The 25,071-nt window shown below is 50.4% G+C and carries 14 protein-coding genes; 7 read left to right on the forward strand and 7 right to left on the reverse strand.

Annotation, left to right across the window (positions count from 1 at the left end):
* The first annotated feature begins 391 nt into the window (after positions 1-391).
* The 3 genes from cimA (at position 392) to ACN0YH_RS07205 (ending at position 5,848) form a co-directional block, all read left to right on the forward strand.
* Positions 392-1,966, forward strand: a complete 1,575-nt coding sequence (gene cimA, locus ACN0YH_RS07195) for a citramalate synthase (protein WP_417378882.1) — start codon at positions 392-394, stop codon at positions 1,964-1,966.
* Positions 1,967-2,259: 293 nt separating this feature from the next.
* Entirely contained in the window at positions 2,260-5,184 is a 2,925-nt protein-coding gene (locus ACN0YH_RS07200; protein ID WP_417378883.1) for a valine--tRNA ligase, read from the forward strand.
* 259 nt (positions 5,185-5,443) lie between these two features.
* Positions 5,444-5,848: a bifunctional nuclease family protein gene (locus tag ACN0YH_RS07205; protein ID WP_417378884.1), complete on the forward strand. Its 405-nt coding sequence runs from the start codon at positions 5,444-5,446 to the stop codon at positions 5,846-5,848.
* Between the two features lie 178 nt (positions 5,849-6,026).
* Here the strand turns inward: ACN0YH_RS07205 and ACN0YH_RS07210 are convergent, their stop codons facing one another.
* Complete coding sequence (locus tag ACN0YH_RS07210; RefSeq protein WP_417378932.1) at positions 6,027-6,977, reverse strand: glucosamine-6-phosphate isomerase; 951 nt, start codon at positions 6,975-6,977, stop codon at positions 6,027-6,029.
* A 491-nt stretch (positions 6,978-7,468) separates the two neighbouring features.
* On the opposite strand from ACN0YH_RS07210, the gene ACN0YH_RS07215 reads away from it, so the two are divergent.
* The 3 genes from ACN0YH_RS07215 (at position 7,469) to ACN0YH_RS07225 (ending at position 13,527) form a co-directional block, all read left to right on the forward strand.
* Entirely contained in the window at positions 7,469-8,671 is a 1,203-nt protein-coding gene (locus ACN0YH_RS07215) for an efflux RND transporter periplasmic adaptor subunit (RefSeq protein WP_417378885.1), read from the forward strand.
* 53 nt (positions 8,672-8,724) lie between these two features.
* Positions 8,725-11,889 (forward strand): efflux RND transporter permease subunit, encoded by a 3,165-nt coding sequence (locus ACN0YH_RS07220; RefSeq protein ID WP_417378886.1) that lies wholly within the window; start codon positions 8,725-8,727, stop codon positions 11,887-11,889.
* Between the two features lie 345 nt (positions 11,890-12,234).
* Positions 12,235-13,527 carry a hypothetical protein gene (locus ACN0YH_RS07225; protein WP_417378887.1) on the forward strand — a complete coding sequence of 431 codons (1,293 nt, stop codon included), beginning with the start codon at positions 12,235-12,237 and terminating at the stop codon, positions 13,525-13,527.
* A gap of 73 nt (positions 13,528-13,600) precedes the next feature.
* Here the strand turns inward: ACN0YH_RS07225 and ACN0YH_RS07230 are convergent, their stop codons facing one another.
* From ACN0YH_RS07230 to secA, 5 genes are all read right to left on the reverse strand, one after another.
* On the reverse strand, positions 13,601-14,740 hold the full coding sequence (locus ACN0YH_RS07230; protein WP_417378888.1) for a 3-oxoacyl-ACP synthase III family protein: 1,140 nt from the start codon (positions 14,738-14,740) through the stop codon (positions 13,601-13,603).
* Between the two features lie 495 nt (positions 14,741-15,235).
* A complete protein-coding gene (locus ACN0YH_RS07235; RefSeq protein WP_417378889.1) occupies positions 15,236-16,177 on the reverse strand; it encodes a hypothetical protein in 942 nt (313 codons plus the stop codon).
* A gap of 50 nt (positions 16,178-16,227) precedes the next feature.
* A complete protein-coding gene (metK, locus tag ACN0YH_RS07240; RefSeq protein ID WP_417378890.1) occupies positions 16,228-17,406 on the reverse strand; it encodes a methionine adenosyltransferase in 1,179 nt (392 codons plus the stop codon).
* Between the two features lie 363 nt (positions 17,407-17,769).
* Positions 17,770-19,113, reverse strand: a complete 1,344-nt coding sequence (locus ACN0YH_RS07245) for a 3-deoxy-D-manno-octulosonic acid transferase (protein WP_417378891.1) — start codon at positions 19,111-19,113, stop codon at positions 17,770-17,772.
* A gap of 44 nt (positions 19,114-19,157) precedes the next feature.
* On the reverse strand, positions 19,158-22,706 hold the full coding sequence (gene secA / locus ACN0YH_RS07250; RefSeq protein ID WP_417378892.1) for a preprotein translocase subunit SecA: 3,549 nt from the start codon (positions 22,704-22,706) through the stop codon (positions 19,158-19,160).
* A 398-nt stretch (positions 22,707-23,104) separates the two neighbouring features.
* Here secA and ACN0YH_RS07255 point away from each other — a divergent pair, with 398 nt between their 5' ends.
* On the forward strand, positions 23,105-23,815 hold the full coding sequence (locus ACN0YH_RS07255; RefSeq protein WP_417378893.1) for a molybdopterin-dependent oxidoreductase: 711 nt from the start codon (positions 23,105-23,107) through the stop codon (positions 23,813-23,815).
* 37 nt (positions 23,816-23,852) lie between these two features.
* On the opposite strand, the gene ACN0YH_RS07260 is transcribed toward ACN0YH_RS07255, so the two are convergent.
* Positions 23,853-25,067 (reverse strand): hypothetical protein, encoded by a 1,215-nt coding sequence (locus ACN0YH_RS07260; protein WP_417378894.1) that lies wholly within the window; start codon positions 25,065-25,067, stop codon positions 23,853-23,855.
* Positions 25,068-25,071 lie beyond the last annotated feature (4 nt).

Genomic DNA, 25,071 nt, shown 5'->3' on the forward strand with positions numbered 1-25,071 from the left:
CGCAGCCTGCCCTACCCGGAATCCGAACTGAAAAGTGGGCGAAATCGGCTTTTCGTTTGACTCATCTCCCCCTGAGGCTTATGATCGTCCCATCGACTGTTTGTTATCAATCATATCAAATCAAGCGGAAGGCTCTCTGGTCTATGTTGTCTGTCCCAAATATTGTCTGCATCAGCGGCATTATTATTATTTGCGAAATTTCAGACTCCCAATGACTTGAGGATCATTACCAATTTAACAGATTTTCATAACCTCAGGTCACAACCTGAGGTTTTTTTGTTATGTAGACCAGGACGAATCAAGCACTGCCCCGGTATTGCCTGAAAAGAATATCAGCAGACAAAAAAACAAGAGTGATCTCTTAATTAAAACAGAAAAGAAAGCCCCGACGATGGCCCGAATTCAGATCTATGACACCACTTTGCGGGATGGCAGCCAGGGAGAAGGCGTGAACTTCTCATTGGAAGACAAGCTGCAGATTACCGCAAAGCTCGATGAAATGGGCTTCGATTACATTGAAGGCGGCTATCCCCTTTCGAATCCGAAAGACACTGAATATTTCCAGCGTGTTGCCGAAATGGACCTGAAACACGCCAAAGTAACCGCCTTCGGCATGACACGCCGCAAAGAGATCGAAGCCAAAGACGATGTCGGCATGCAGGCCCTGCGTGACTCCCAGGCTCCCGTAGTGACCATTGTCGGTAAAACCTGGGATCTGCACGTTACCGAAGTTCTGCGGGTCTCACTCGAAGAGAATCTGGCGATGATTGCCGATTCCGTAGGCTTTATCAAATCCTGCGGACGAGAAGTCATTTACGACGCGGAACATTTCTTCGATGGCTTTCGTGCAAACCCGGAATATGCTCTCAAAACGATCAAAGCCGCAGCCGACGCAGGCGCAGACATTGTCATTCCCTGCGACACCAATGGCGGCAGCCTCCCCGAAGTCATTACGAAATACGTCGATCTCGTGCGTTCGGAAGTGGACGTTCCCCTGGGAATTCACTGTCATAACGACTGCGATCTGGCGACTGCCAATTCACTGGCGGCCATTGAACACGGTGCCATCCAGGTTCAAGGTACCATCAACGGGATCGGAGAACGCTGTGGCAATGCTGACCTGATCAGCGTGATCGCCAACCTGGTGACGAAAAAAGAAGGATATTCCGTACTGCTGGACAACCAGTTGCATCACCTGACCGAACTTTCGCGGTATGTTTATGAACTGGCCAACATGAATTTCCGATCCGGCCAGCCTTTTGTCGGCAGCAGCGCCTTTGCCCATAAAGGGGGCATGCACGTTCACGCGGTAAATCGTATTGCACGCAGTTACGAACATATCGAACCGGAAGTGGTCGGCAATGAACGCAAGGTGCTGGTGAGTGAACTCTCAGGCCGCTCCAACATCGTCGCCAAAACGACCAAGCTGCAACTGGATAACGATCCGGAACTGCTCACCCGGATTCTGGAAAAAGTGCAGGACCTGGAAAACGAAGGTTACCAGTTTGAAGCCGCAGAAGCGTCTTTTGACCTGCTCGTCAAAAAAGTCGCGGGGACCTTCAAACCGCATTTTGAAAAGATCCATTATCGAGTGAACGTGGAATCAGACAATACGCAGGAGCCACTCACGGAAGCGACTATCAAGCTAATCGTCAACGGCCAGCAGGAACATGTCGTGGGGGAAGGTGACGGCCCGGTGAATGCACTGGATACGGCTCTCAGAAAAGCCCTCTGCCCTGCTTATCCGGCACTCGAAAAAATGCATCTGGTCGATTACAAGGTCCGCGTGATCAACTCCGCAGAAGGCACTGCCGCCAGTGTGCGGGTTGTGATCGAGAGCCGGGATGAACACAAAGTCTGGAGCAGTATCGGCGTCAGTGAAAATGTCATCGAAGCCAGCTGGCTGGCCTTGGCGGACAGCGTTGAATACAAGCTCTACAAGGATGAGGGAACTATTTTAACCTAGAGCAAATCACATTTAGCTATAGCGTCTCTCAATCTAAAATACTCGGGCCAAACAGCTCTGGAGACACTACAGTAAAACGGAACACAGTCTAGCCTGTGTCTCGATTGACTGAACCGTAAAAGGGATCTGTTCCGGAATTCAGAAACCCGGAGCGCCAACAATGCCCGCCATGCCTGTTTTTGCAATATCGGAACTGGTATAGTTCGTTTCAATGAAGAAAAAGCAGCTATTTCGTGGCAGATCGATTTCTCCACTTTAACCATGTCTCAAAGCACAAGACCCAATTCGAAATCATGACCGAATCGTTAGAAAAACAATATAACCCTGAAAGTGCACAACAAAAGTGGTATCAATTCTGGGAAGAAAAAGGCTATTTTCACGCCGAACCTGACCCGGAAAAAGAACAGCACACAATCATGATTCCGCTCCCCAACGTCACCGGGGCACTGCATATGGGACATGCGTTAAATGGGACGGTCCAGGACCTGATCACCCGCTGGCGTCGCATGCAGGGTTACGAAGCCCTCTGGATGCCCGGAACCGACCATGCCGGCATTGCTACGCAGGCCGTTGTAGAACGCCGCATGAAAGAAGAGGAAAACCTGACACGCCACGACATCGGTCGTGAAGCGCTGGTCGAACGCATCTGGGACTGGAAAGACCAGTACGAAAAACGCATCCTGAATCAGCTTAGAAAACTGGGCGCCAGTTGCGACTGGCAGCGCACCCGGTTTACCCTGGATGACATGTGCTCCAAAGCGGTCCGCCGCACCTTCCTGAAGCTGTTCTCCGACGATCTGATCTATCGTGGAAAACGCCTGGTCAACTGGGATCCGTTCCTGCAGACCGCGGTGGCCGACGATGAAGTTTTTTCAGAAGATATTGCCGGTCAGTTCTGGACATTCCAGTATCCGGTTGTCGGCAGCGACGAACGGATTTCCTTTTCGACGACGCGTCCCGAAACCATGCTCGGCGATACTGCGGTCTGCGTGCATCCTTCCGATGAGCGTTATACACACCTTGTGGGCAAACTGGTTCGCATTCCCTTAAACGGGCGCGAAATTCCGATTATTGCCGATGCGTTACTGGCAGATAAAGAACTGGGAACGGGAGCTGTCAAAGTGACTCCTGCACATGATCCCAACGACTATGCCTGCGGATTACGGAATGATCTGGAACAGATCAATATCCTGAATCCTGATGGGACGATGAACGAAGCAACCGGCGAGTATGAAGGCCTGGATCGTTACGCCGCCCGTAAAAAAGTCGTGGAAGATATGGACAAGCTGGGTTTCTTCATCGAAGTCGAAGATCGGCAGATCCCTGTAAAACACAGCGATCGATCGAAAACTCCCATCGAACCTTACCTGTCCGATCAATGGTTCGTGAAAATGGATACCCTCGCACAATCCGCCATTGATGCAGTCGAAGATGGGCGGGTTCGCTTCTTTCCCAGCCGGTATTCCAAAACATATCTGGACTGGCTCAAAGAAAAGCGGGACTGGTGTATCAGCCGGCAACTCTGGTGGGGACATCGCATCCCCATCTGGTACTGCGACACCTGTTCTGAAGATGACCTGAAGCTGGCATTTGGCGATCGCTATGACGTGGATTATCGTCGGGACGATGAAGATACCTGCTGGCTGATCTGCAGTGAAACCGATCTGACAGGTGATGAACTGGGAGCTGCTCACAAGTTGACGCAGGATGAAGACGTACTGGATACCTGGTTCAGCAGCGCCCTCTGGCCGCACGCCACCCTGGGCTGGCCTGACAAGAATCCGGACCTTGACTATTTCTACCCGGGTAGCGTACTGGTGACCAGTCGCGATATCATCACCCTCTGGGTAGCGCGCATGGTACTGACGGGCCTGTATAACATGGAAGACATTCCTTTCAAACACGTCTGTATCCATCCTAAAATCCTGGATGGATTCGGGCAGACCATGTCCAAATCCAAAGGCAACGGTGTTGATCCCATGGACCTGATCGATAAATATGGTGTCGATGCGGTTCGGTTCACGATCGCTTCATTCGCCGGTGAAACCCAGGACGTCCGTCTGCCGGTCGGTTATGAAGATCCGGAAAGCGGTGAAGTGGTGCCACAAACCCTGGAGCATCAGACAACGATTCCCGCCGGCGGTGAAAAACCACGAATCAAATTCCCCAAGAGTGGAAAATCGTACCAGTACACAAGTCCCTGGTTTGACCCGGATCCCGGAGAACCAGTGGCACGCATTGTCAGTGAACGTTTTGAGTATGGCAGAAACTTCTGCAATAAGCTCTGGAACGCCAGTCGCTTTGCCATGCTGAACCTGGAAGGTTACACCCCTGCTCCGCTGCAGGAGTCAGACCTGAAAATGGAGGATCATTGGATTCTCAGTCGACTTTCCACCGTCGCAGAAGAGATGACAACCGTATTAAATCGCTACCAGTTTGATGTGGCGACCCGCGCTATCCGCGACTTTACCTGGAATGAATTCTGCGACTGGTACCTGGAAATGATCAAGCCCCGTCTGTGGGATGAAGATCAGAAGCCGGCAGCACAGCGCGTGCTGGTAGGAGTACTCGATGCCCTGCTCCGACTGCTGCAGCCTTTCGTCCCCTTTATTACTGAAGAACTCTGGCAGCGATTGAATGAGATTGCCCCGGAACGTGGTCTCTTCACGCCGGAAAAAGGGGCAGAAAGCATCATGATCGCTGCCTGGCCGGAACCACCGAAGGACTGGCAGGACCCGCAACTGGAAAAACGATTTGAACGTCTGCAGGAAATGATTGTCGCCGTGCGGAATATTCGCGCCGTTTATAAAATCTCCCCGGCAGTACCGCTGCAACTGTTTCTGCGTTGTGAATCCAGCGTAGCCGATGACATGCAGAATGTCGCGGGACAGTTCGATAACCTCGCGAAAACATTACTGGAGTCAGCGGGCGCGGACGTCCAACGTCCCAGCGGATCAGCTACATTTTCTCTCAACGATGTCGATGGATTCATCGCGCTGGAAGGCATTATCGACCTGGAAGCAGAACTGGAGCGTCTGCGGGGTGAAGCAGAAAAACTGGAGAAACATATCGTCTCCAGTGAGAAGAAACTGGCGAATAAAAACTTTGTCGATCGTGCACCCGCTGATGTTGTGGCTGGAGTACAGGAGACTCTGGCAGGAAATCAGAAACAGCTGCAAAGTGTCTTGAAAACCATCGATGAACTCGAAGGAAAATAAAGTGATCAGCTCTAGAGCGCATCACATTTAAGTATCGCGTCTCTCGATCTAATTTACTCGGGTCAAACAGCCCTGGAGACGCTACAGTAAAACGGGACACAGTCTAGTCAGATCTTCCGATTCCCGATTTCATCCGAAATCTGTTGTCCTGTCTGAAAACGGTGTATAATATTTCAAAATCACAGATATTTTAGTTTTAACTCTTCATATAGAATCTGGTTTGCAGTGAATTCCCTGTCTGACCTGAGGAGGCTCTCTTGTGTTAGTGGAAATGGAGTTATCTCGCATTATTATCAGCGAGATCGGTGATCAGCAGGTGATCTACCTGCGCGAAGTCGAAGGCGAGCGTGTCTTCCCGATCCTGATTGGTATTTTTGAAGCCACCACAATTGACCGCCGAGTCAATCAGGAGTTTTCCCCGCAGCGTCCGCTCACTCATCAACTGTTAAAGAATGCCATCGAATCCCTGGGTGGCGTCTTAAAAGATATCGTGATTACTCATCTGGAAGATCATACCTACTATGCGGTCCTGCGCGTGGAACAGAATGGCGAACTGGTCGAGATCGACAGCCGTCCCAGCGATGCGATCGCCTTGTCGATCCATTACGAACCAGCACTACCGATTTATGTGCATGAATCCGTTTTGGAACAGACAGCAGGTTAAGTTTGCTGACATAACAATTCGAAAACGCATCACATTTATGTCTAGCGTCTCTCAATCGAATTTACTCGGTCCCCACAGCCCTGGAGACGCGATCATAAAACGCGACACCGTCTCATAAAACAAAAAAAGGCAGCTCAAAATTTAATTCCGAGCTGCCTTTTTGTTTGTTTTGAACGGTTTAATTACACTCTGCTACCAGGGGTCCGGCCAGTTCGTCCAGAATAATCAGGCGTCCCGGCTGAGTCGTCATGTAAGTGGAAGGAATCCAGCTGGTTGGCTCATGTCTTAAAGTCATCCAGACACTCATTCCCTGCCACTGCATACCTCGTGAGAAGATTCCGTCACAACCACCGATAATCTTATCGGCCTGCAGGAAGCATCCGGGACCAATGGTATTCGCATACGCAGGCACCAGAGTCGTGCGGCTCTTGAAGCTCGTCACAGCGTTCTGCTCAATCGTCAGAGGATGCAGCTTGGCACCGATCCGGTGCGTCTGTGCTTTCCACTCTTCTTCAGAATTAAATTCCCCGGCAAAATGGGGTTCCCAGAACGCGATATGACAGACGCGACCGATACCAAAAATGACTCCCAGTTTGGCACCCGCTGATTTTAATTCGCCGATTTTTTCTGCATAACTGGGCAGTACATCTGCAGTGGCAAAGTGCCGCTGATTTTCAGGAACCGTCAAGTCACCCAGGGGACCATAAAAGGCTTCCTGCATGGCATACTGAAATGCACCGGGGTTGGTGGGAGGCAGTGTGTTTCCGTCGACATCGCTCCACTCATCCATATTGAAACCATAAACGTGATCGCAGGAGACCCCCCATTCTTTGAGGAAGTAAACAGCCCAGCGATACATGCCCATTGGCCCCACAGGCAGGATCAGTGCCAGCTTTTCACCAGCATCCCTGGACTGCTTAATCGTCAAAGCGATCTCATGTCCCAACATCGTATCGAAATCGGTGACACTTCCGCACATCACAGGCTCAAAGCCTTCATGCCACCAGGACTGGCGGTCTGCTATTGTTGTTGGATCTGCACTCATGCACTGATCTATTTTGGCCAGGTCCCATCCCGCTGGAAAAAAACCTTCCATCATGGAACCGGCAATCGTACTCATTAAATCCATCATACTTCCCTTCTCAAAACGATTTCACAGGTTGGTCAAACTGTGCTGACTATCAAAAATAAATATTTTCTTATCATTGTTGCAAAATTCTGAGGCTGGTGTGGATTTTAGCATAGAATTGGCATAAGAACAGGAAAGAGCAGCCTGCGATTTTATAAACAAAAGAATATTTAAACAAAGCTATAGAGAACAACAAATATCTTGAATTCTCTTACCGATATAGTTCTAATAGATGAGCCGAGTCGACAACTTAAATGATTTGTTGATCCTGCCTTAGCTTGCCTGCCTTAAACAACCAGAAGTTTATCTTTAAAACGATAACCGTCAACCTGCCCGATTGCACACCAGAGAACTCTCTGCTGTCATACAACAAGAGCTTTTACAAACCGATTTTTCATTGAACGAGTCTGCTGACATAGATTCTCGTTCAGAAAACTATTTGTTTGCCCTCAGGCTCCTGCTGCGGTTCACACAACCGGAGAAACGAAAAGATGAAAGTACTGATTGCCCCAGCCTGTACGGCCATTGCGATGATTGCAGGCTGGCTGGTTTATGAACATTCCCTGAACAATACGCAAACAGCGCCTACGAAAATCCTGACTGAGCCCATCGCAGTCCAGGTCACCCGCTCCACAAAAAAGACTCTGGAGAAACGCATTACCCTGGTGGGTAACCTGGAAGCGGGTTCCCAGGTCGAAATCCGCTCGAAATATAGTGGGTACATCAAATCCATCCCGTTCGACGTCGGGGAGCAAATCAAAGCCGACGATGTCATTCTGGAATTGAACGACACTGAATTGCAGGAACTGGTCAGTAAAGCAGACGCCTCCCTGACGGTTGCCAAAGCGCAACTGAAAGCACAAGTCACTGGCCAGGAGCTGGCTCAAAAGGCTTATGAACGCCTGCTGGTTCTGCAGAAATCCGGTGTGAGCACACAGCAGGAGATGGAAGAAGCGCTGGCCAACAAGGCAATCCAGGAAGCGCAGACCGAACTGGAAGAAGCCCGTGTGGAACAGGCCAAATCGGACCTGGAGCAGAGCCGCCTGCGTCTGCGGGAAAATAAAGTACTGGCGCCCACCAATGGTTTTTTGGCAGAACGGATGGTCGATGTCGGCGATCTGGCTAAACCAGATGTCCCTTTAATGAAAATTGTCAACCTGGATCACGTACGGACCATCGTCCATATCGTGGAAAAAGACTATGAAGATGTCAAACTGGGTCAGAAAGCGCTCATCACCGTTGATACTTTTCCCGGAAAAACTTTTTCAGGTCATGTCAAACGGAAAGCACCAGTACTTGACCCGCAAACCCGAACTGCCGCCGTGCATATCGAAATTCCAAATGCGGACTTCTCACTGAAGCCGGGAATGCATGCCCGCGTGCAGATTGTCTTTGAACATCACCACAAAACCAGCGTCCTGCCCATTGCCTCGCTCACCCGCAGAAAAGATGGCCCTGGTTCCGCAGTCTTCATCATCGGCGGAAATCCCCCGATGACCGAACGACGCAATATTGAAACCGGAATCAATGACGGCGAACTTGTCGAAATTCTATCGGGACTCAAACCGGAAGATCTGGTGATCACCCTGGGTAATCGGATGGTCGATGAAGGACAGACTGTTACCCCGATTGAAGTGCCCATGGATCAGATCATTCAGGCCTCCCCCCCTTTACCGCAAAAAGCAAACTTGTGATCAGGATGATCGTTTGATTCCATAACAGATCATCAATACTTGAGAAATCAATTATGTCCCTGACCCGACTGGCAGTTCAACGTCCGATCACGACCCTGATGTCCTCACTGGTGCTGGTCATGCTGGGCGGCGTCTCTTTATCACAGCTGGCAGTGGATCTGATGCCTGACATTCAGAACCCCAGCGTCAGTGTGATTACGATTTATGAAGGCGCGGGTCCCGACGAGGCAGAAAAACAGATCACGCGCCCGATTGAACAGAATTTGAGTTCTGTTTCCGGAATCGAAAACATTCTCAGCAGCAGCATGGAAGGCAGCAGTACGGTTCGCCTGCAGTTTCAGTGGGGGACCGATCTTAACCTGGCAATCAACGAAGTGCGCGACTCGCTGAATAAGCTGAGAAACAAGCTGCCCGAAGGAGCCGAAGATCCATACATCCGCCATTTTGATGTCGCGGACCGACCAATTTTGTATCTCGGGTTGAACAGTGATCTGGATCCCATCACACTCACTCGCCTGACGGAAAATCAGATCATCCCGCTATTTGAGCAGCTTGAAGGGGTCGCCCGGGTCCGCATGCGCGGCGCGATTGAACGCGAGATCCAGATCAACCTGGATCGTAGTAAGCTTGAATCACTCAATATGGGCGTCAACGAAGTGATTAATGCCCTGAAGCAGGAGAACATCAACCAGCCTGCCGGTAATTATGAGGAAGGCCATCTCAATCTGCATATCCGCAGCCAGGGTGAATTTACCAGCCTGGATCAGATCGAGAATACGGTGGTTCGAGAACAGGCAGGTGCCACCGTTCATGTGCGGGACATTGCTGAAGTCGTCGACGGTGAAAAAGAACGGACGGAACTGACCCGGATGAATGGACAGCCCGGCATCCTGCTGTATGTGTATAAGCAATCCGGTGCAAACACGATCAGTGTAAGCGACCAGGTTCAAAAACAGGTTGAGCGGGCCAATAAATCAATTCCAGACATGAACCTCACGATTCGCGTGGATAACTCGGAATACATTCGACAATCGATCACCAATATTCAGGAAGCCGCCCTGTACGGTATGGGGCTGGCCATTCTGGTACTGATTGTCTTTCTGCGCAGTTTCCGCAGCGTGCTGGTGATCGGCGTATGTATGCCTCTCTCTGTCCTTGCGACATTCACCCTGATTTATTTTCAGGGGTTCACTTTGAACATTATTTCGTTCGGCGGACTGGCACTGGGGGTCGGGCTGCTGGTTGACAACTCGATTGTAGTGCTGGAAAGTATCTTTCGTAAACGGGAAGACGGTCTGGATCCGATCACTGCCGCCATTGAAGGGACAGAAGAAGTTTCTTCAGCGATCATTGCCAGTACCTTAACGACCCTGATCATTTTCCTGCCCCTGATCTTTATTCATGGTACGACCGGTATCCTGCTGCATCAGCTGGCCTGGGTAGTTTCCTTCTCACTGATCTGCTCACTGTTTGCCAGCCTGACACTGACTCCTGTCATGAGTGCTTACTGGATCCCGGATCAGGCAACAACACCCCATTCAGGCTGGACCCGTTACTGGTTTAAACTGATTGATGGCTTTCATCATCTGAACTATCAGATTCTGTTGAAGCTGGAACGAATCTATGAACGAATTTTAAAGTTCAGCTTGAAACATTCCACCATCACCGGGTTCCTGCTGTTACTCTGTTTTACGACCACACTGGGCCTGATCCCCCATATCAAAACGGAATTTTTACCTAAAACAGACGAAGCCGCGATCAATGTGTATTCGAGAATGGCTGCCGGAATTCAGCTTAGAAAACTGGATCAGCAGACGCGGATCCTGGAACAGGCAACGATCGAGTCGGTGCCCGAAGCGTTAGCAATCGCTTCCTTTATTGGTGATGGTGCCGATGATGCGGATCAATGGAACCGCACTACCTTAAGAATCAAACTTCTTCCCCGCGGCGAACGCGAACGGGGAATCGAAGAAATCCGTAAAGCTCTCGACGATTCGATTGGTCCGATTCCCGGCATGAAAGTCCAGGTCAAAGCACAGACGGAAATGATGCTGATGCGGATGATCGGGAGACGGGGCGGTGGTGATCTGGTTGTGCAAGTCGCCGGCCATAACCTGCTGGCCGCCCAGCAAATTGTCGACCAGGTCGTATCCGTCATGAAGCAGACGCCGGGGCTGATCAACGTGGAAGCAGAGGTTTCGGATAAACGGCCTGAACTGACCGCGTCCATCGATCGTGAAAAAGCAGGTCTGTTAAAAATCAGCGTACAGGACATCGCGCAGACACTCGAAACGACCATCCGCGGTACGGAAGCCACACTCTATCGTGAAGAAGGTGACGAATTTCCCGTCGTTGTCCGGTTGCGGGCGGAAGACCGCGACCAGATGGATGACGTGCAACAGGTGGGTGTCACGACAGCAACCGGTCGTACGATTCCCTTGAAAAACATGTTAACATTTCAACCCGATGAAGCCCCCGTTGTCATTGAACGCCAGAACCAACAGAGAATCTTGAGAGTCTTTGCTGACGTCGAGGGACGAGACCTGGGAAGTATCGTCCCTGAGCTTGAACAAAACCTGAGTGCCATCCAGATTCCTTCCGGTTTTTCCGTCAGTGTCGCTGGGGACTGGGAAGAACAACAGAAAAGTTTCACTGCGCTGCAGCAGGGCTTTATCCTGGCGATACTTCTGATGTACATGATCATGGCCTCGCAATATGAATCCCTGAGTGATCCGTTTTATATTCTGTTTGCGGTTCCACTGGGAATGATTGGCGTCATCTGGGTCTTTGTCTTTACAGAAACAACGTTAAACGTGCAGTCATTTATCGGCATCGTCGTTCTGTCGGGAATTGTGGTCAACAATGCCATCGTGCTGGTCGATTATATTAACCAGCTCCGGCGGAAATTCCCGGAGAAACCTGCAAACGAGTTGATCATCCAGGCTGCGACACGCCGTTTCAGACCGATTCTGATGACTACGCTCACGACGGTTCTGGCTATGATCCCGATTGCACTGGGCTGGGGCGAAGGGGGTGAACTACAGGCTCCCATGGCGCGTGTGGTTGTGGGTGGCCTGATTGCCGGGACCACAATCACCCTGCTGGCGATTCCGCTGATCTACCAGACCTGTACCACTTCAACCGGGAAAAAAACGCCTCAAAATGAGGAACTCGCGGTACAGGAAGCACTCCTCAGCGCGCCGGTAAAATCCCGCTGAAATGACGGGGATATCCAGTCTACGATAGCATCAACTCCGCTGGTCTGTCTATAATACGCCTCTAGACTGTATCCAGTTTTACTGTAGCGTCTGCAAAGGTATTGGGACCGAGTAGAATAGCATGCGAGATGCTATGACAAAACGTGATGCGATCTAGCTTGCATTCGACTGGTTGAGCGTGCGTTCCCGTGAAGACATCCTGGGTCAAATTGATCCGGAAACACTCTCCTCAGTCTGGACACAATCGAAGGGATTGACGGTCTTTCTGTTACGGATTTTGAAATACAGATTGTTGTCAATCGGGCATCTCTCTCATCTCTGGGCATCTGGATATTCACTCTGACGATGATGAATCAAAAACCTGCACTGATTACCGAACCAATTCCTTATAAAACCCTGTTCCCCTGGCTGAACCTGTTTCGGGTCTTTCGGCTGGCTGTCGATTTTCAGAAAATCCTGCTGGCCGCCGCTGCGATCCTGCTGCTGATGCTGGGAAATCAACTTTTTAACAAACTCCCGTTTGCACCTCAGCCCCCGGTGAGCAGTCGTTCCGCTCTCGTCCATCAGCGGATTGAATTCCCCCCCCGACATTCCGACTTATTTTTACAAGCCCCTCAACAGGGACTGACTCCAGTGCCAGAACAATCTCCGAGCCTGGGCGGTTTGATTCGGGATGCCACTCTGCTGGAACCGATGTCTTATTTCACCAGACCGGTTCTGACCCTGTTTGAAGCGGGTGCCAGTTGGAGCATGCTGGCTTATGCCACCACTCAGTTGCTCTGGGCGATTATTGTCTGGGCAGTATTCGGCGGTGCCATTACCAGGATTGCCGCGATTCAGTTTGCGCAGGATGATCACATCGGTATCCGGGCCGCGTTAGGCTTCTCGCTGAAACGCATCCTGTCGCTGGTCAGTGCCCCCCTGCTCCCTTTTGCGGGAATGGGTTTCTTCTGGATCCTCTGCCTGCTGATCGGACTGTCAGGTAATATTCCCAGCGCCGGGGGAGTGATTGTGAGCCTGTTCTGGGGACTGGCATTTCTATTTGCCTTCGTCATGAGCCTGATCCTGCTGGTGACACTGGCTGGCTGGCCTCTGATGATGACCACGATCAGTGTGGAAGACAGCGATGGCTTCGATGGGTTAAGCCGCATCTTCAGCTATATTTTCGGACGGATCTGGTATTTTCTGTGGCTGGTGTTTGTCACACTCTGCTATGGAGCCGCCTGCCTGTTCTTTGTCGAACTGTTAATGCAGCTGATCTCCCATCTCGCATTCTGGGGTGTCGGCTGGGGTATGGGAAGTCAACAGGCATCCCAGCTGTTTCACCAGGGACAGACAACTCTGGCCACTTCCATTTCCATCGGCTGGGGCTCCCTGCTCAACATTACATTTTCCGGTTTCGTGATCAGTTTTTTCTGGTCGGCCAATACCGTGATCTATTTCCTGCTGAGGAAATGTGATGATGGCACTCCCCTTGATCACGTCTATCATACGGAAGAAGAAGGTGAGACAGCGAATGAGCTTCCGCTGGCCGGTGTTGCCAAAGCAGGTGACCCCGTGATTGAACGCCCTGTGAACCCGGATCCAACAACTGACGGGGACCCGCAGGATGAGAAAGAGATGACAGACAAAGAGTAAGTCTGATTTAAACTCACCAGTCTGCGCGGACATTCAAAGTATGGACAGCATTTGCTGACTCAAGGCGAATCGTCTACCAGCGAAACAGGCCTGTGCCCCAGGCGAGACCGGCACCAAAACCACTCAGGAGAATGGTATCGCCGCGATTAATTCGCCCCGATTGAAACGCTTCGTCTAATACAATCGGAATCGATCCGCCGGACGTATTTCCATAGCGATCCAGGTTATTGAAGACCTTCTCGCGAGGAATCCCTAATTGTTCACAGGCAGAATCAATAATTCTGATATTGGCCTGATGCATCAGGAACAGGTCGACATCATGCACGCTCATACCAGTTTTGGTCAGCATCAGATCAATGGAATCGGCAACAGTCCTGACGGCCCACTTGAAGACACTGCGACCATCCATATTCAGAAAATGACGACCGGCACTGATATCTTCGGCTGTAGCAGGATTACGGGTTCCGCCTGAAGGACGATCCAACAAAGAACAACCACTGCCATCCGAGCCAGTCTGATAACAGGTCAAACCCTGATGGGGATCTCCTTTTGAAAGGAGGACAGCGCCGGCACCATCTCCAAACAACGGAGCCACACGACGATCTTCCGGATTCACGATACGACTGTTGCAGTCACCACCAATCACCAGCGCCAGTTTACTGTTTCCCGTTGCGACATACTGGGCCGCGGTTACCAGGGCATACATGAAACCGGCACAGGCCGCCTGCAGATCAATGGCAGGGGCATCCAGTCCTAACCGATCCTGCACCAGGCAGGCAACGGAGGGACATTGAAAATCCGGAGTAAACGTACCGACGATTAAAAGATCGATGTCTTCCGGATTGACGCGGGCCGCTCGAATTGCTTTCTGTGCCGCCTCGTAACATAAATCACTGGTTGCCATTTCCGGTGGAGCATGTCGACGCTCCAGAATCCCCGTTCGTTGTTCAATCCATTCCGGGTCAAATCCAAAACGCTCCTGCAGATCATGATTCGTAACGACATTGTCGGGTACATACGATCCACTCGAAACAATTTGTACTCCCAACAATGAATTAGTTCTTTGACTAATCACCTGGCGACCACGCTTGCTCTCTATTTTTTTTGTTTCAGGTATCTGATCCCGCTGTTGATTTAACACCCCGGATGCATCCAGAACGGATTCCAGATCCGTTGAATCGACCTGATTTTTTGATTGAAGTTTCAAAGACATCTTGTGCATAATCCTGACATCCTTATTCAGTTTGAGTCAAACCTGCCGAACAGACAGAGCTCGACCTCCTTTCAACACGAGTCCGATCGTGAAGCAGCACAATTCCATTGAATACAGAAACTCTGCTTGAGAGAATCCGCGTCAAATGCAGATGCACTAACTGATTACCAAAACGATTTCTCGTTAGTAACCAAAAAAGCCATAAAGACTGGCAGCGAGAAGGGAAATAAACAAATCTCACTGATTGTTGACGGCGGTCGCTCAGACCGTATTCGACAACAACGTCCGCAAAGTATAGCGATTCACAAAATTGGAAACTAGCGAAATATAGAAAATTCCAGTTAACGTACAATATAGGCAAGATTCATTGTCCTGCAAACAAACCTAAAAGCCTATTTTGACACATTTTAGACTTAATTCAATTTCAGTTCTCTGATAAGTGATGCAAATCTGCAGATATCCCAGACTACCCTGATGATCAAAAGGAGACCTGTTTCAGGCAACATCCTCATTGAGTGTCTGATTGGTCACCCAATATTGCATGACTGCCTGAAATTCCTGCTCCAGATCGGCAGCGCGTTTGACTTCAATGCTGACACCATAACCACGAGTTTCCAGGACCCGGGTCCTGACAGGCACCCCGGGATCAAACTCACAGTTCACCGAGAGTTTTCCCTTCAAGGGAGGATAAAGCCCGAGATGCACGACCCGGGTCTTCTGTTCTGGTTCGAATTGCACGAGGACGCCGCCTTCAATGCATTCAAAACCTGCCTCATCTGAATTACGATTCATCCACTGTGAACAACGACTGCGTTCCTCTTCATCGGAAACGGTATCTGCATCAGACTGGGTTTCTGTCAGTAATGCCTCAAATCGCTTTTCACGGTCTTCATCTATCTCACCGAGATCTGACGTCTCTGGCTCTGTAGTACCAGATGAGGATTCCGCAGGGACTGGATCAGCAAACTCCTGTTCGGGATCGTTTAATCGATCATTGTCTGCCAGTTCCAAAGCTTCCCGGTCAAGCCATTCCAGCACCCCGGCAAAAGCCATGAAATAGGTCAGACAGAAAAACAGGATACCCATCAGGTTGAGCCCGTTCCCTGGTAAGACTGCCAGCATTCCGGCCAGAACAGGCAACACGAGCGCCAGCGTGAGACCACTCTTGTGACTGCTGGAGAGCCTGAGAAGTCTGCATTGGCGCAGTAACAGCAGGTTTCCTGCGACAAGAAACGACATCAGGGTGCCTACGGCCAGGACGGGGAGATAACTGTGTTCCACCTGAATGAAGCCGACTGCGCGCAACAGCAACAGCCCTGCCCCGCCGGCAACAATGACGCCTGTGAAAAACAGAGGGGAAAGTGATCTCAAAAGAGATCGCTTTCCCCGTGTTGTTTGATTTTCCAGGCAATGCAGATTCTGCTTAGACTGTTTCATATCGAGCATCCTCCGTTCTGCCCTGCCAAAATCCGCGAAAACTGATCGATTCAGGACATGGCAAATTGTGGCTCGGGTACTTCATTCCCCAATCCTGCAGCGTCTCTCAATTCAGCCGCTTTATCAGTTGCTTCCCAGGTAAAATCGGGATCATTCCGACCAAAATGACCACCCCAGGTTGTTTTTCTGAAAATCGGGCGGCGTAGCTGCAGATGATTGATAATTCCCTGCGGACTCAGTGGAAAGAGTTCGCTGACCAGTTCGGAAATCTTCTCTTCAGGAATCACAGAGGTTCCCTTGGTATCTACATAAATACTGGTTGGTTCCACAACACCAATCGCATAGGAAAGCTGAACCTCGCACTCCGAAGCCAGTCCGGCAGCGACAATATTCTTGGCAATGTAACGGGCCATGTAAGCAGCAGAACGGTCTACCTTGGTCGAGTCTTTCCCACTGAATGCACCGCCACCATGACGTCCCCAGCCACCATAGGTGTCCACAATGATTTTACGTCCGGTCAAGCCGGTATCGCCGTGGGGACCACCAATCACAAAGCGACCTGTGGGATTGATATGGTACTTTGTTTTCTCGCTTAAGAAGTCGGCTGGAACGACTTCCTTGATGACTTTTTCCGTTACAAAGCGATGAATTTCTTCCTGAGAGACATCTTCTGTGTGCTGGGTAGAGACCACCACTGCGGAGACCCCCACAGGTTTGCCGTTTTCATAATCCACGGTAACCTGGCTTTTGCTGTCTGGCAGTAACCAGTCCACTTCTCCGTTCTGACGAATTTCGGTGAGCTTATTCAAAATCCGGTGTGAGAGTGCAATAGGAACCGGCATGTATTCTTCGGTCTGATTGCAGGCATAGCCAAACATCAGTCCCTGGTCTCCGGCTCCTTCCGCATCCACACCCTGGGCAATATCTGCACTCTGCTGATGCAGTTTCACCAGGACTTCACAGGTATCGGCGTTAAATCCGATATCTTTACTGGTATAGCCAATGTCACGGATCACATCGCGAGCAACTTTTTCATAATCGACCTGGGCACTACTGGTAATTTCACCAGCGAGAACGACAAAGTCTGTGGTACACAGTGTCTCACAAGCAACTCGTGAGTAGGGATCTTGAGCAAGTAATGCATCCAGAATACCGTCGGATACCTGATCGGAGACCTTATCCGGATGCCCCATACTGACGGATTCACTTGTGAACGAAAAATTAGCCATGCGTTACTCCACCTTAATTACTTTGCCATGATGAGCCTACCCGGACCCGGGCAGCACCTGGAATCTGATCCCTTACCTCAATAAATGAAACGATCTACCTGCATGAACTGATCTACATTCATATTTCGCTTCACATATTTTTGAATTTGCCTAATTGTAGAATTACAGAGTAAAGTCAACAAGAGTTCCTTTCGCTCTGCTTTCTGTTTTAGAAAATGTTTCTGGACTGTGTCCAGTATTACTGTCGTACCTCCAAGCCCATTTGCAACGAGTATTATAGACTGGAAGGCGTTATGGTTAAATGTGATGTGACCTAGACGGGTCACGACTGAAAATGCCTCCCAGGCATATCAGCGGATTGAATCAGGCAGCCTTGTCATGCGAATCTGGCTGTGCCCCTGCCATTAATGGTGATATCAGAGCCAGGGTGCGCAGTGTTGCCCCCCGTTGATCCAAAACAAAACGTTGCGCCCGTGATCCCTGATCCTCAGCCAATCGTGGGTCTTCCAGCCATTGCATCAGTGTCTCCTGAAAGGCAGCCTGATCCTGAACAATCGTGGCAGCCTGATACTGCAGCAGGGCGTCAACCACATCCTTAAAATTCCAGGTATTCGGCCCGAACATCAATGCAGTGCCATAGCCGGCCGGTTCGATCATATTTTGTCCACCCCGTTTTGTCAGGCTCCCCCCGACAAACGCGAAATCAGCCAGCCCCCAGCAGCTTTTCAATTCTCCCAGCGTATCCAACAGTCCAATCTCAGGTGCCTGCGAGGTTGTAAAGGGTAAGACGGCGCCTGCCTCTCCCGACTCCTGTTCGCTGCGTCGAATCAGTGGTAGTCCCTTTCGCTTCACCAGTTCTGCAACTTCATGAAACCGCTCCTGGTGGCGTGGCACCAGAATCAGACGCAGTTTGGGAAATCGCTGCCTGGCTGCCAGGTAGACTTCCAGGGCAATCTGTTCCTCCGGAGACTGTGTACTGCCTGCGACCAGAACCGTTTCATCTGACTTCAGCCGAAAAATACTCCGCAGTTCTGTCGTCAGCGGATTCTCCCGGTCTACCTGAATGCCATCAAATTTAATCGAGCCGGTCACCTGTATGCGATCTGTACTGCCCGTCAGATTCTGAAAGCGTTCCGCATACGCGTCGGTCTGAACAGCAATCAATTGCAGTCGGTTCAACAGCGGCCCAATCAGCCAACGGAGCTTTCGGTATCCGCGAAAACTTTTTTCACTTAATCGACCGTTGATAATTGAAACAGGGATGCCAGATTGATCTGCTGCCAGAACGAAATTCGGCCAGAGTTCCATCTCCACCAGAATCACCGCCGTCGGCTTGATTTGCTGCAGCGCACGTTTGGCTGCCCAGGAGAAATCCAGGGGAAAGTAACAGACCAGGTACTCCGGGAACTGTTCTTTCGCCACTGCATACCCAGTATGCGTTGTCGTCGAAATAACAAGATCAAGAGCAGGATTCTGTCGTTTCAGCTCTTCCAGCAGGGGTGGCAGTTGTAATACTTCCCCCACACTGACGGCATGGAACCAGAGACAAGGCTCATTGCTGTTTCGCTTGGGCAACTGTCCCAGAAACTTCTGCGCCAGCCCGCTTCGATATTTCTTCTGAACCAGAACCCGGTACAGTATGACTGGCGAAGCACAGGCCAGTAACAGGCAGTAAACGAGATTCAACAGATAGGCATATATTTGCACGGGATTCCATTCCCCAACCGGGCATCAATTCCGGAACTTAAGAACTACAGATTCTTTCCGCAGCACTTTTTAAATTTTTTCCCACTGCCACACGGACAGGGATCATTTCGCCCCACCTTGGGTTGCTGATTCACAATCGGATCGATTGCCTGCTGAGCAGGCTCGGAAGAATTCGTATCTTCCTCACCTTCTTCACCATAATCGTAATCATCCGTGACTTCTTCATGAACCGTCTCTGTAACCTGCCATAAGGAGCCTACAAAATCAGGGCTCTGCTTTTCCAGGCGGAAAATTGCGGATGTAACCTGCTGGCCAATGCGGCCCCACATGTTGTCAAAGGCTTTCATTCCTTCACGGCGATACTCGACCTTGGGATCTTTCTGGGCATAACCGACCAGCCCGATTCCGGACCGTAAATGGTCCATGTAATACAGGTGGTCTTTCCACGAGGTATCGAGCACTTCCAGAATCAGAGAGCGTTCTGCCTGACTAAGCTCAGGACGATAACGTTTATTATAAGCCTGATACAGACGAATTCTGACTTCATCATCCGTTAGCGGCTCCAGTTCTTCCGTTGTCAGATTCAGTTCGAGTTCCGTATTGGCCCAATCAGCAAGCTCATCCAGGGCGGCTTTGTTCTGCACGGGTTGAACGTTTTTCCCGGCAGTTACTGCTTCCTCAGCAGTATAAGCTTTGCTCAGGTACTGCTCGATCTGTTTCGAGGCTTCACCGTTGACAAAGACCTTTTCACTTTCCGCTGATAAAATATTCTGAATCTCATTGACCTGTTTGCCTTTTAAGGCTTCCAGATCGAGGTTGGAATGAAATCTTGAGTTGGCCCACTTCACCAGCCCTACCCGGCTGTTCGCTTCATTTCCAGGCTGTTGATTGCCCAGGAAATTGTACATCCCTACGGTCACCGGGAAGGTGACTTCTTTTTCCCGATACAGCTCTTTTACTTTTTCCAGAACTTTGGCTTTGGCCTCCGGAATACTCAGAGATTTGAATTCTTCCGGATCGGCTTCGATACCGAACTGGTAATTCAGATAACCTGCCAGAGAACGGGAACCCCATTCTTCATTCAGGAATGCTTCCAAGGGGCTGAAATCAATACGTTCGATGGCTTTTTGAGCATGGACGAAGAGCGTCTCATGCAGACCATCACGACCGATTTTCTTCAGCTCCCGCTCATTCAGATTCAAATTGAAATAAGCATTCGCCCATTTGGTCAGTGCCTGCCAGTTCCAGTCATCTTCATATTCTTCCGGCAGATTCTCATTGATCTGTTCCGCGATGATATCATCTGCCTGCAGGCCAGCTTCATCTTTCAGATAGCTGACCAATTGCTCATAAGTCATATCCCGAATATTTGAGGATTCAACCTCGATATGGGCTTCCTGGCCACACCAGGCGGCGATTGTGTCCCAGCTGTAATTTTTATCGAGCAGGCGCTCTGTTTCTTCGTCGATCTGGCGTTCGATCATCTCCAGAATCAGATCGCGGCAGTTACAGCCATCCAGGATCCGCTGACGGTAGCCATAGACAGTTTTTCGCTGTTCATCCATGACTTCATCATATTCCAGCAGATGTTTTCGCTGCTCGAAATGAGTTTCCTCACGTTTCTTCTGAGCCCCCTCGACACGTTTGGAAACCATTCGACTTTCGATGGCTTCTCCCTCTTCCATGCCCAGACGGGACAGGATATTTTTTACCCACTCACCGGCAAAAACCCGCATCAGTTTGTCTTCGAGCGAAAGAAAGAAGCGACTGGAACCCGGGTCTCCCTGTCGTCCCGATCGACCGCGAAGCTGCAGGTCGATGCGTCGGGAATCGTGACGTTCGGAACCGATTACATGCAAGCCACCCAGCTGCATGACTTCTTCGGCTTCGACATCCATGCCTTCCCGTTTTTCAATTTCTTTGACCAGTTGATCCCACTCCGCTTTGGGGACCTGAATACGAGACTCGTATTTCTGGCTCAATTCTTCCCAGGCAATATGCTCGGCACTTCCCCCCAGAATAATGTCGGTACCACGACCGGCCATGTTCGTGGCAATGGTAACGGCGCCTTTACGACCAGCCTGCGCAATAATCTCGGCTTCACGCTCATGATGCTTGGCGTTCAGAACGTTGTGAGGAATACCATATTTACTCAGTTTGTGACTGACAATCTCCGACTGTTCGATCGAAACGGTACCGACCAGAATCGGACGGCCCTCTTTATGTACTTCCCGGACTTCATCTGCAATCGCAGTCCATTTTTCTTTTTCCGTCTGATAGATCACATCGGGATGATTAATACGCTGCATGGGACGGTTGGTGGGAATATTCACTACGTCCAGTTGGTAAATCTTCCAGAACTCTTCTGCTTCCGTCATCGCGGTACCGGTCATCCCGGAGAGCTTGTCGTATAACTTGAAAAAGTTCTGCAGGGTAATTGTCGCCAGAGTCTGAGACTCTTCTTTAATTCTTACCCCCTCTTTGGCTTCGACAGCCTGATGCAGACCGTCACCCCACTGACGTCCCGGCATCAGTCGCCCGGTATGATCGTCAACAATAATGACTTCGCCCTGCTGGACGACATAATTCACATCCCGTTTATAAAGATGGTGTGCTTTCAGCGAGTTATCGATCAGATGCGGCCATTCCATGTTTCCGGCGGTATAAAAACTTTCCACACCGGCCAGTTCTTCCGCGTGTTTGACCCCCGCATCTGTCAGGTGACAGGTATGTTCTTTTTCCTTGACTTCAAAATCCGTCCCCGGGATTAACTTCAATGAAACAGCATTGGCTTTGGAATATTTAGTCAGATCATCCTGGGCAGGACCGGAAATAATCAGCGGCGTGCGTGCTTCATCGATCAGAATATTATCGATTTCGTCCACGACGGCATAATTTAAAGGTCCCTGCACCTGCAGTTTTTTAATGGGTTTCATATTATCGCGCAGATAATCGAATCCGAATTCATTATTGGTTCCGTAAGTGATATCGCAGCCATAATGCTTCTGGCGTTCTTCAGGTCCCATTTTGGACTGGATCGCCCCGACAGTCAGTCCCAGCGCAATATGAATGGGCCCCATCCATTCCATGTCGCGTAAGGCCAGGTAATCATTCACCGTCACAATATGAACTTTGCCAGTGAGCGCATTCAGGAAGGCAGGCAGAGACGAGACCAGTGTTTTACCTTCCCCGGTGACCATTTCGGCAATCATGCCTTTATGCAGAAAGTAACCCCCGATCATCTGCACAGGATAATGCCGCATATTCAAATTACGGCGCGCAGACTCACGTACGGCCGCGAAGGCATACGTCAGAATATCATCCAGCGTTTCCCCCGCTGCGATGCGGGCACGGAGTTTCTCCGCCGTCTGTTTTAACTCCTCATCGGACAGTTTCATCAATTCCGGTTCAAAACTGTCAATCTCTGCCAGCATGGAACCAGGGACGATTTGATCTTGCCCGTCTTTATTTCTGACGAAACCCAGTTTCCGAATCTGGCGTTCATTCGATGAACCGAACAACCCGGTCAGAAATCGTTCCAACCATGCCGTTACTGTCGTTAACCATTCACCCAGTTTGTCTAGGAATTCCATTTTTTAACCTGAACTCGAATTCTCGAAAAATAGTCTTCAATATTTGTTCTGGTCGATCACAGTCAGACTGTCATACTGGCAGGAACAAGTGATTGTTCCCTGGTGACTGAAGTATTCGCCTTCACCAGCACTTCCTTGCCCAGAATACATTTAATTTCTGTAAGTTCTTCTCTTTCCGAAGTTTATTTATTTTGAAAAATATGGTCAATGGCGGTATTCTGACCGGACCCGACCTGCACTTCAGAAGATTGGAAGGCTCACTCATACAGAAATGCAACCAATGTGCCAAGTCTGGGGCATTTGTAATATCTACCTCTGGATAATTTAGCAGAAATTCCTATATTTCTGAGGGAAACCCAGTCGGGATCAGTCTTCTTAAACCACGGTGGAGCCTACAGATGTATAACAATCCTGATTCCGAGAAATATCAGACCGGTGCTCCGCCTCTTCCCCCGGAAAATGATGACGAGACCATCATCAGCGCTGATACTCGTCGGCAGCAGCGGATTCCCGCCGGACAGTCACGGACGCGAAAATGGCCTGTTCTCCATGCCACCACAGTTCCTGCGGTTAATCTCGACACCTGGAAACTGGAAATTGGTGGCCTGGTAACTAACCCGCTCACGTTCACCTGGGACCAATTCCAGCAACTCCCGCGCACCCGGGTCTTCGCAGATTTCCATTGCGTGACACGCTGGTCCCGGCTGGGAAATCTTTGGGAAGGTGTTTCAGGACAGGAGATCATGCGCCGTGCCGGCGTTCACCCGGATGCCCGGTATGTGGTAGCGACAGGCTATGATGGTGACTGGACCACCAACGTCCCTTTAAAAGACTTTCAGTCGGAAGATGTTCTGCTTTGCGATCTCCACGATGGTCAACCGCTGATTCCGGATCATGGCGGCCCGGTTCGACTGATTATTCCCCTGCTCTACGCCTGGAAAAGCGCCAAGTGGCTCAAGCGGATTGATTTCCTCGCGGAAGATGCCCCCGGCTACTGGGAACGTTGCGGCTACCATCACCATGGCGACCCTTGGATCGTAGACAAAGACAACCCGGACGGTGAACGCTTTGAATCACCGGACCAGATCCCGCCGGGCTTTTATGAGTGATCCGGGATGCTGTGCGTCTCAAAGAGAATTTGTACTCTTACTCAGCCCGCGCCAGACGCCGATGAATCGCCTGGAGCGCGAATGCTGTCGCAATCAGTGGATCATCTTCCCTCATCCAGGGAAGCGGGTTTTCCCAGTGCCCATCCGCATGCTGTTTGACAATTAATGTCTGCAGAATTTCATTACACCGTGAATTGAGAAACTGATTTTCGACTCCCTCTCCCCTCAATTGCTTCCAGACCCGGGCGGTTGCTGCGGCTTCGTAAAAGAAAAGGGCATCCAGTTTCTGGTACGAGCCCTCTGCCTTCAATCGGATCTCAGCGAGTCGCGAACGCGATAATTGAGGCAGAACAGTCAGCGCAGAGCGGATGCGTTGATCATCAGAAGTTATATCACAGGCAAGCAGAGCGGAAATCCCATCACAGGTGGCAGAGAGATAGGAGATCCCATTGAGCGTTCCATCCTGACTGCGGTTCCAACCCGCTTTGTTCAAGGGGTGATCAGCCATCATCGTAAACATAAAACCCCCTGCCCCCCAAGCACCAGCTGGAATTTGACTGTGCTGCAGATAGTCAAGTGCCGCGATACGGTTCTGTCGGGGTAATTTTCCTGCGCCGGATAGTGCTGCGAGGGTAAAGTAAGTGACAGAGACGTTCGCTGGATTTGCTGCAGATCCCTGCTGGAAGAGTTCGCTTCCCGGCTTCCAGCCCCCTGCCACATCTTCTCCCGACCTATGGCTCGGCTCTAAAATCTGCTGCCGTCGTAATAGTACCTGGCTCAATGATTCCCGCAGTCGTTGATTGGCAGTAGTGTCTGGTTTAACCTGATTTAACGTTGTCAACATCAGGCTGATTGAGTACAGGGGATAATTCGATTCTGCTTCGACCGACTTCCAGATCTCTCCCTGGTTGAGTTTTGATGTGAGATGATTCAATCCCCGACGGATCGAATCATCTTGAGCAACTCCTGGCGGCGTGATTTCCACCAGCGTGGACATCACCAGCGCACTGGCCGCGATGCTGCTCTCGAGACTGGCATAAGTTTTCGATTGCCAGCTGCCATCGTATCTCTGCTGCTGTTCCAGCCAGCGTCTGCCCTTCAGAAGCGCATTGCTCCCCTGTTGCTGTCGCGATTTGAATTCCCCGCGCTCCAACCGGATTTCAGGTGTCAGATCTTCCGCGATCAGCTGACCCGGTATAAGCAGTAATATTCCAAGTAAATAAACCCGGTTGTGATTGCAGTGCCGATACATCCGG

Source organism: Gimesia sp., assembly GCF_048262075.1.
In the GTDB taxonomy this organism is placed as follows: domain Bacteria; phylum Planctomycetota; class Planctomycetia; order Planctomycetales; family Planctomycetaceae; genus Gimesia.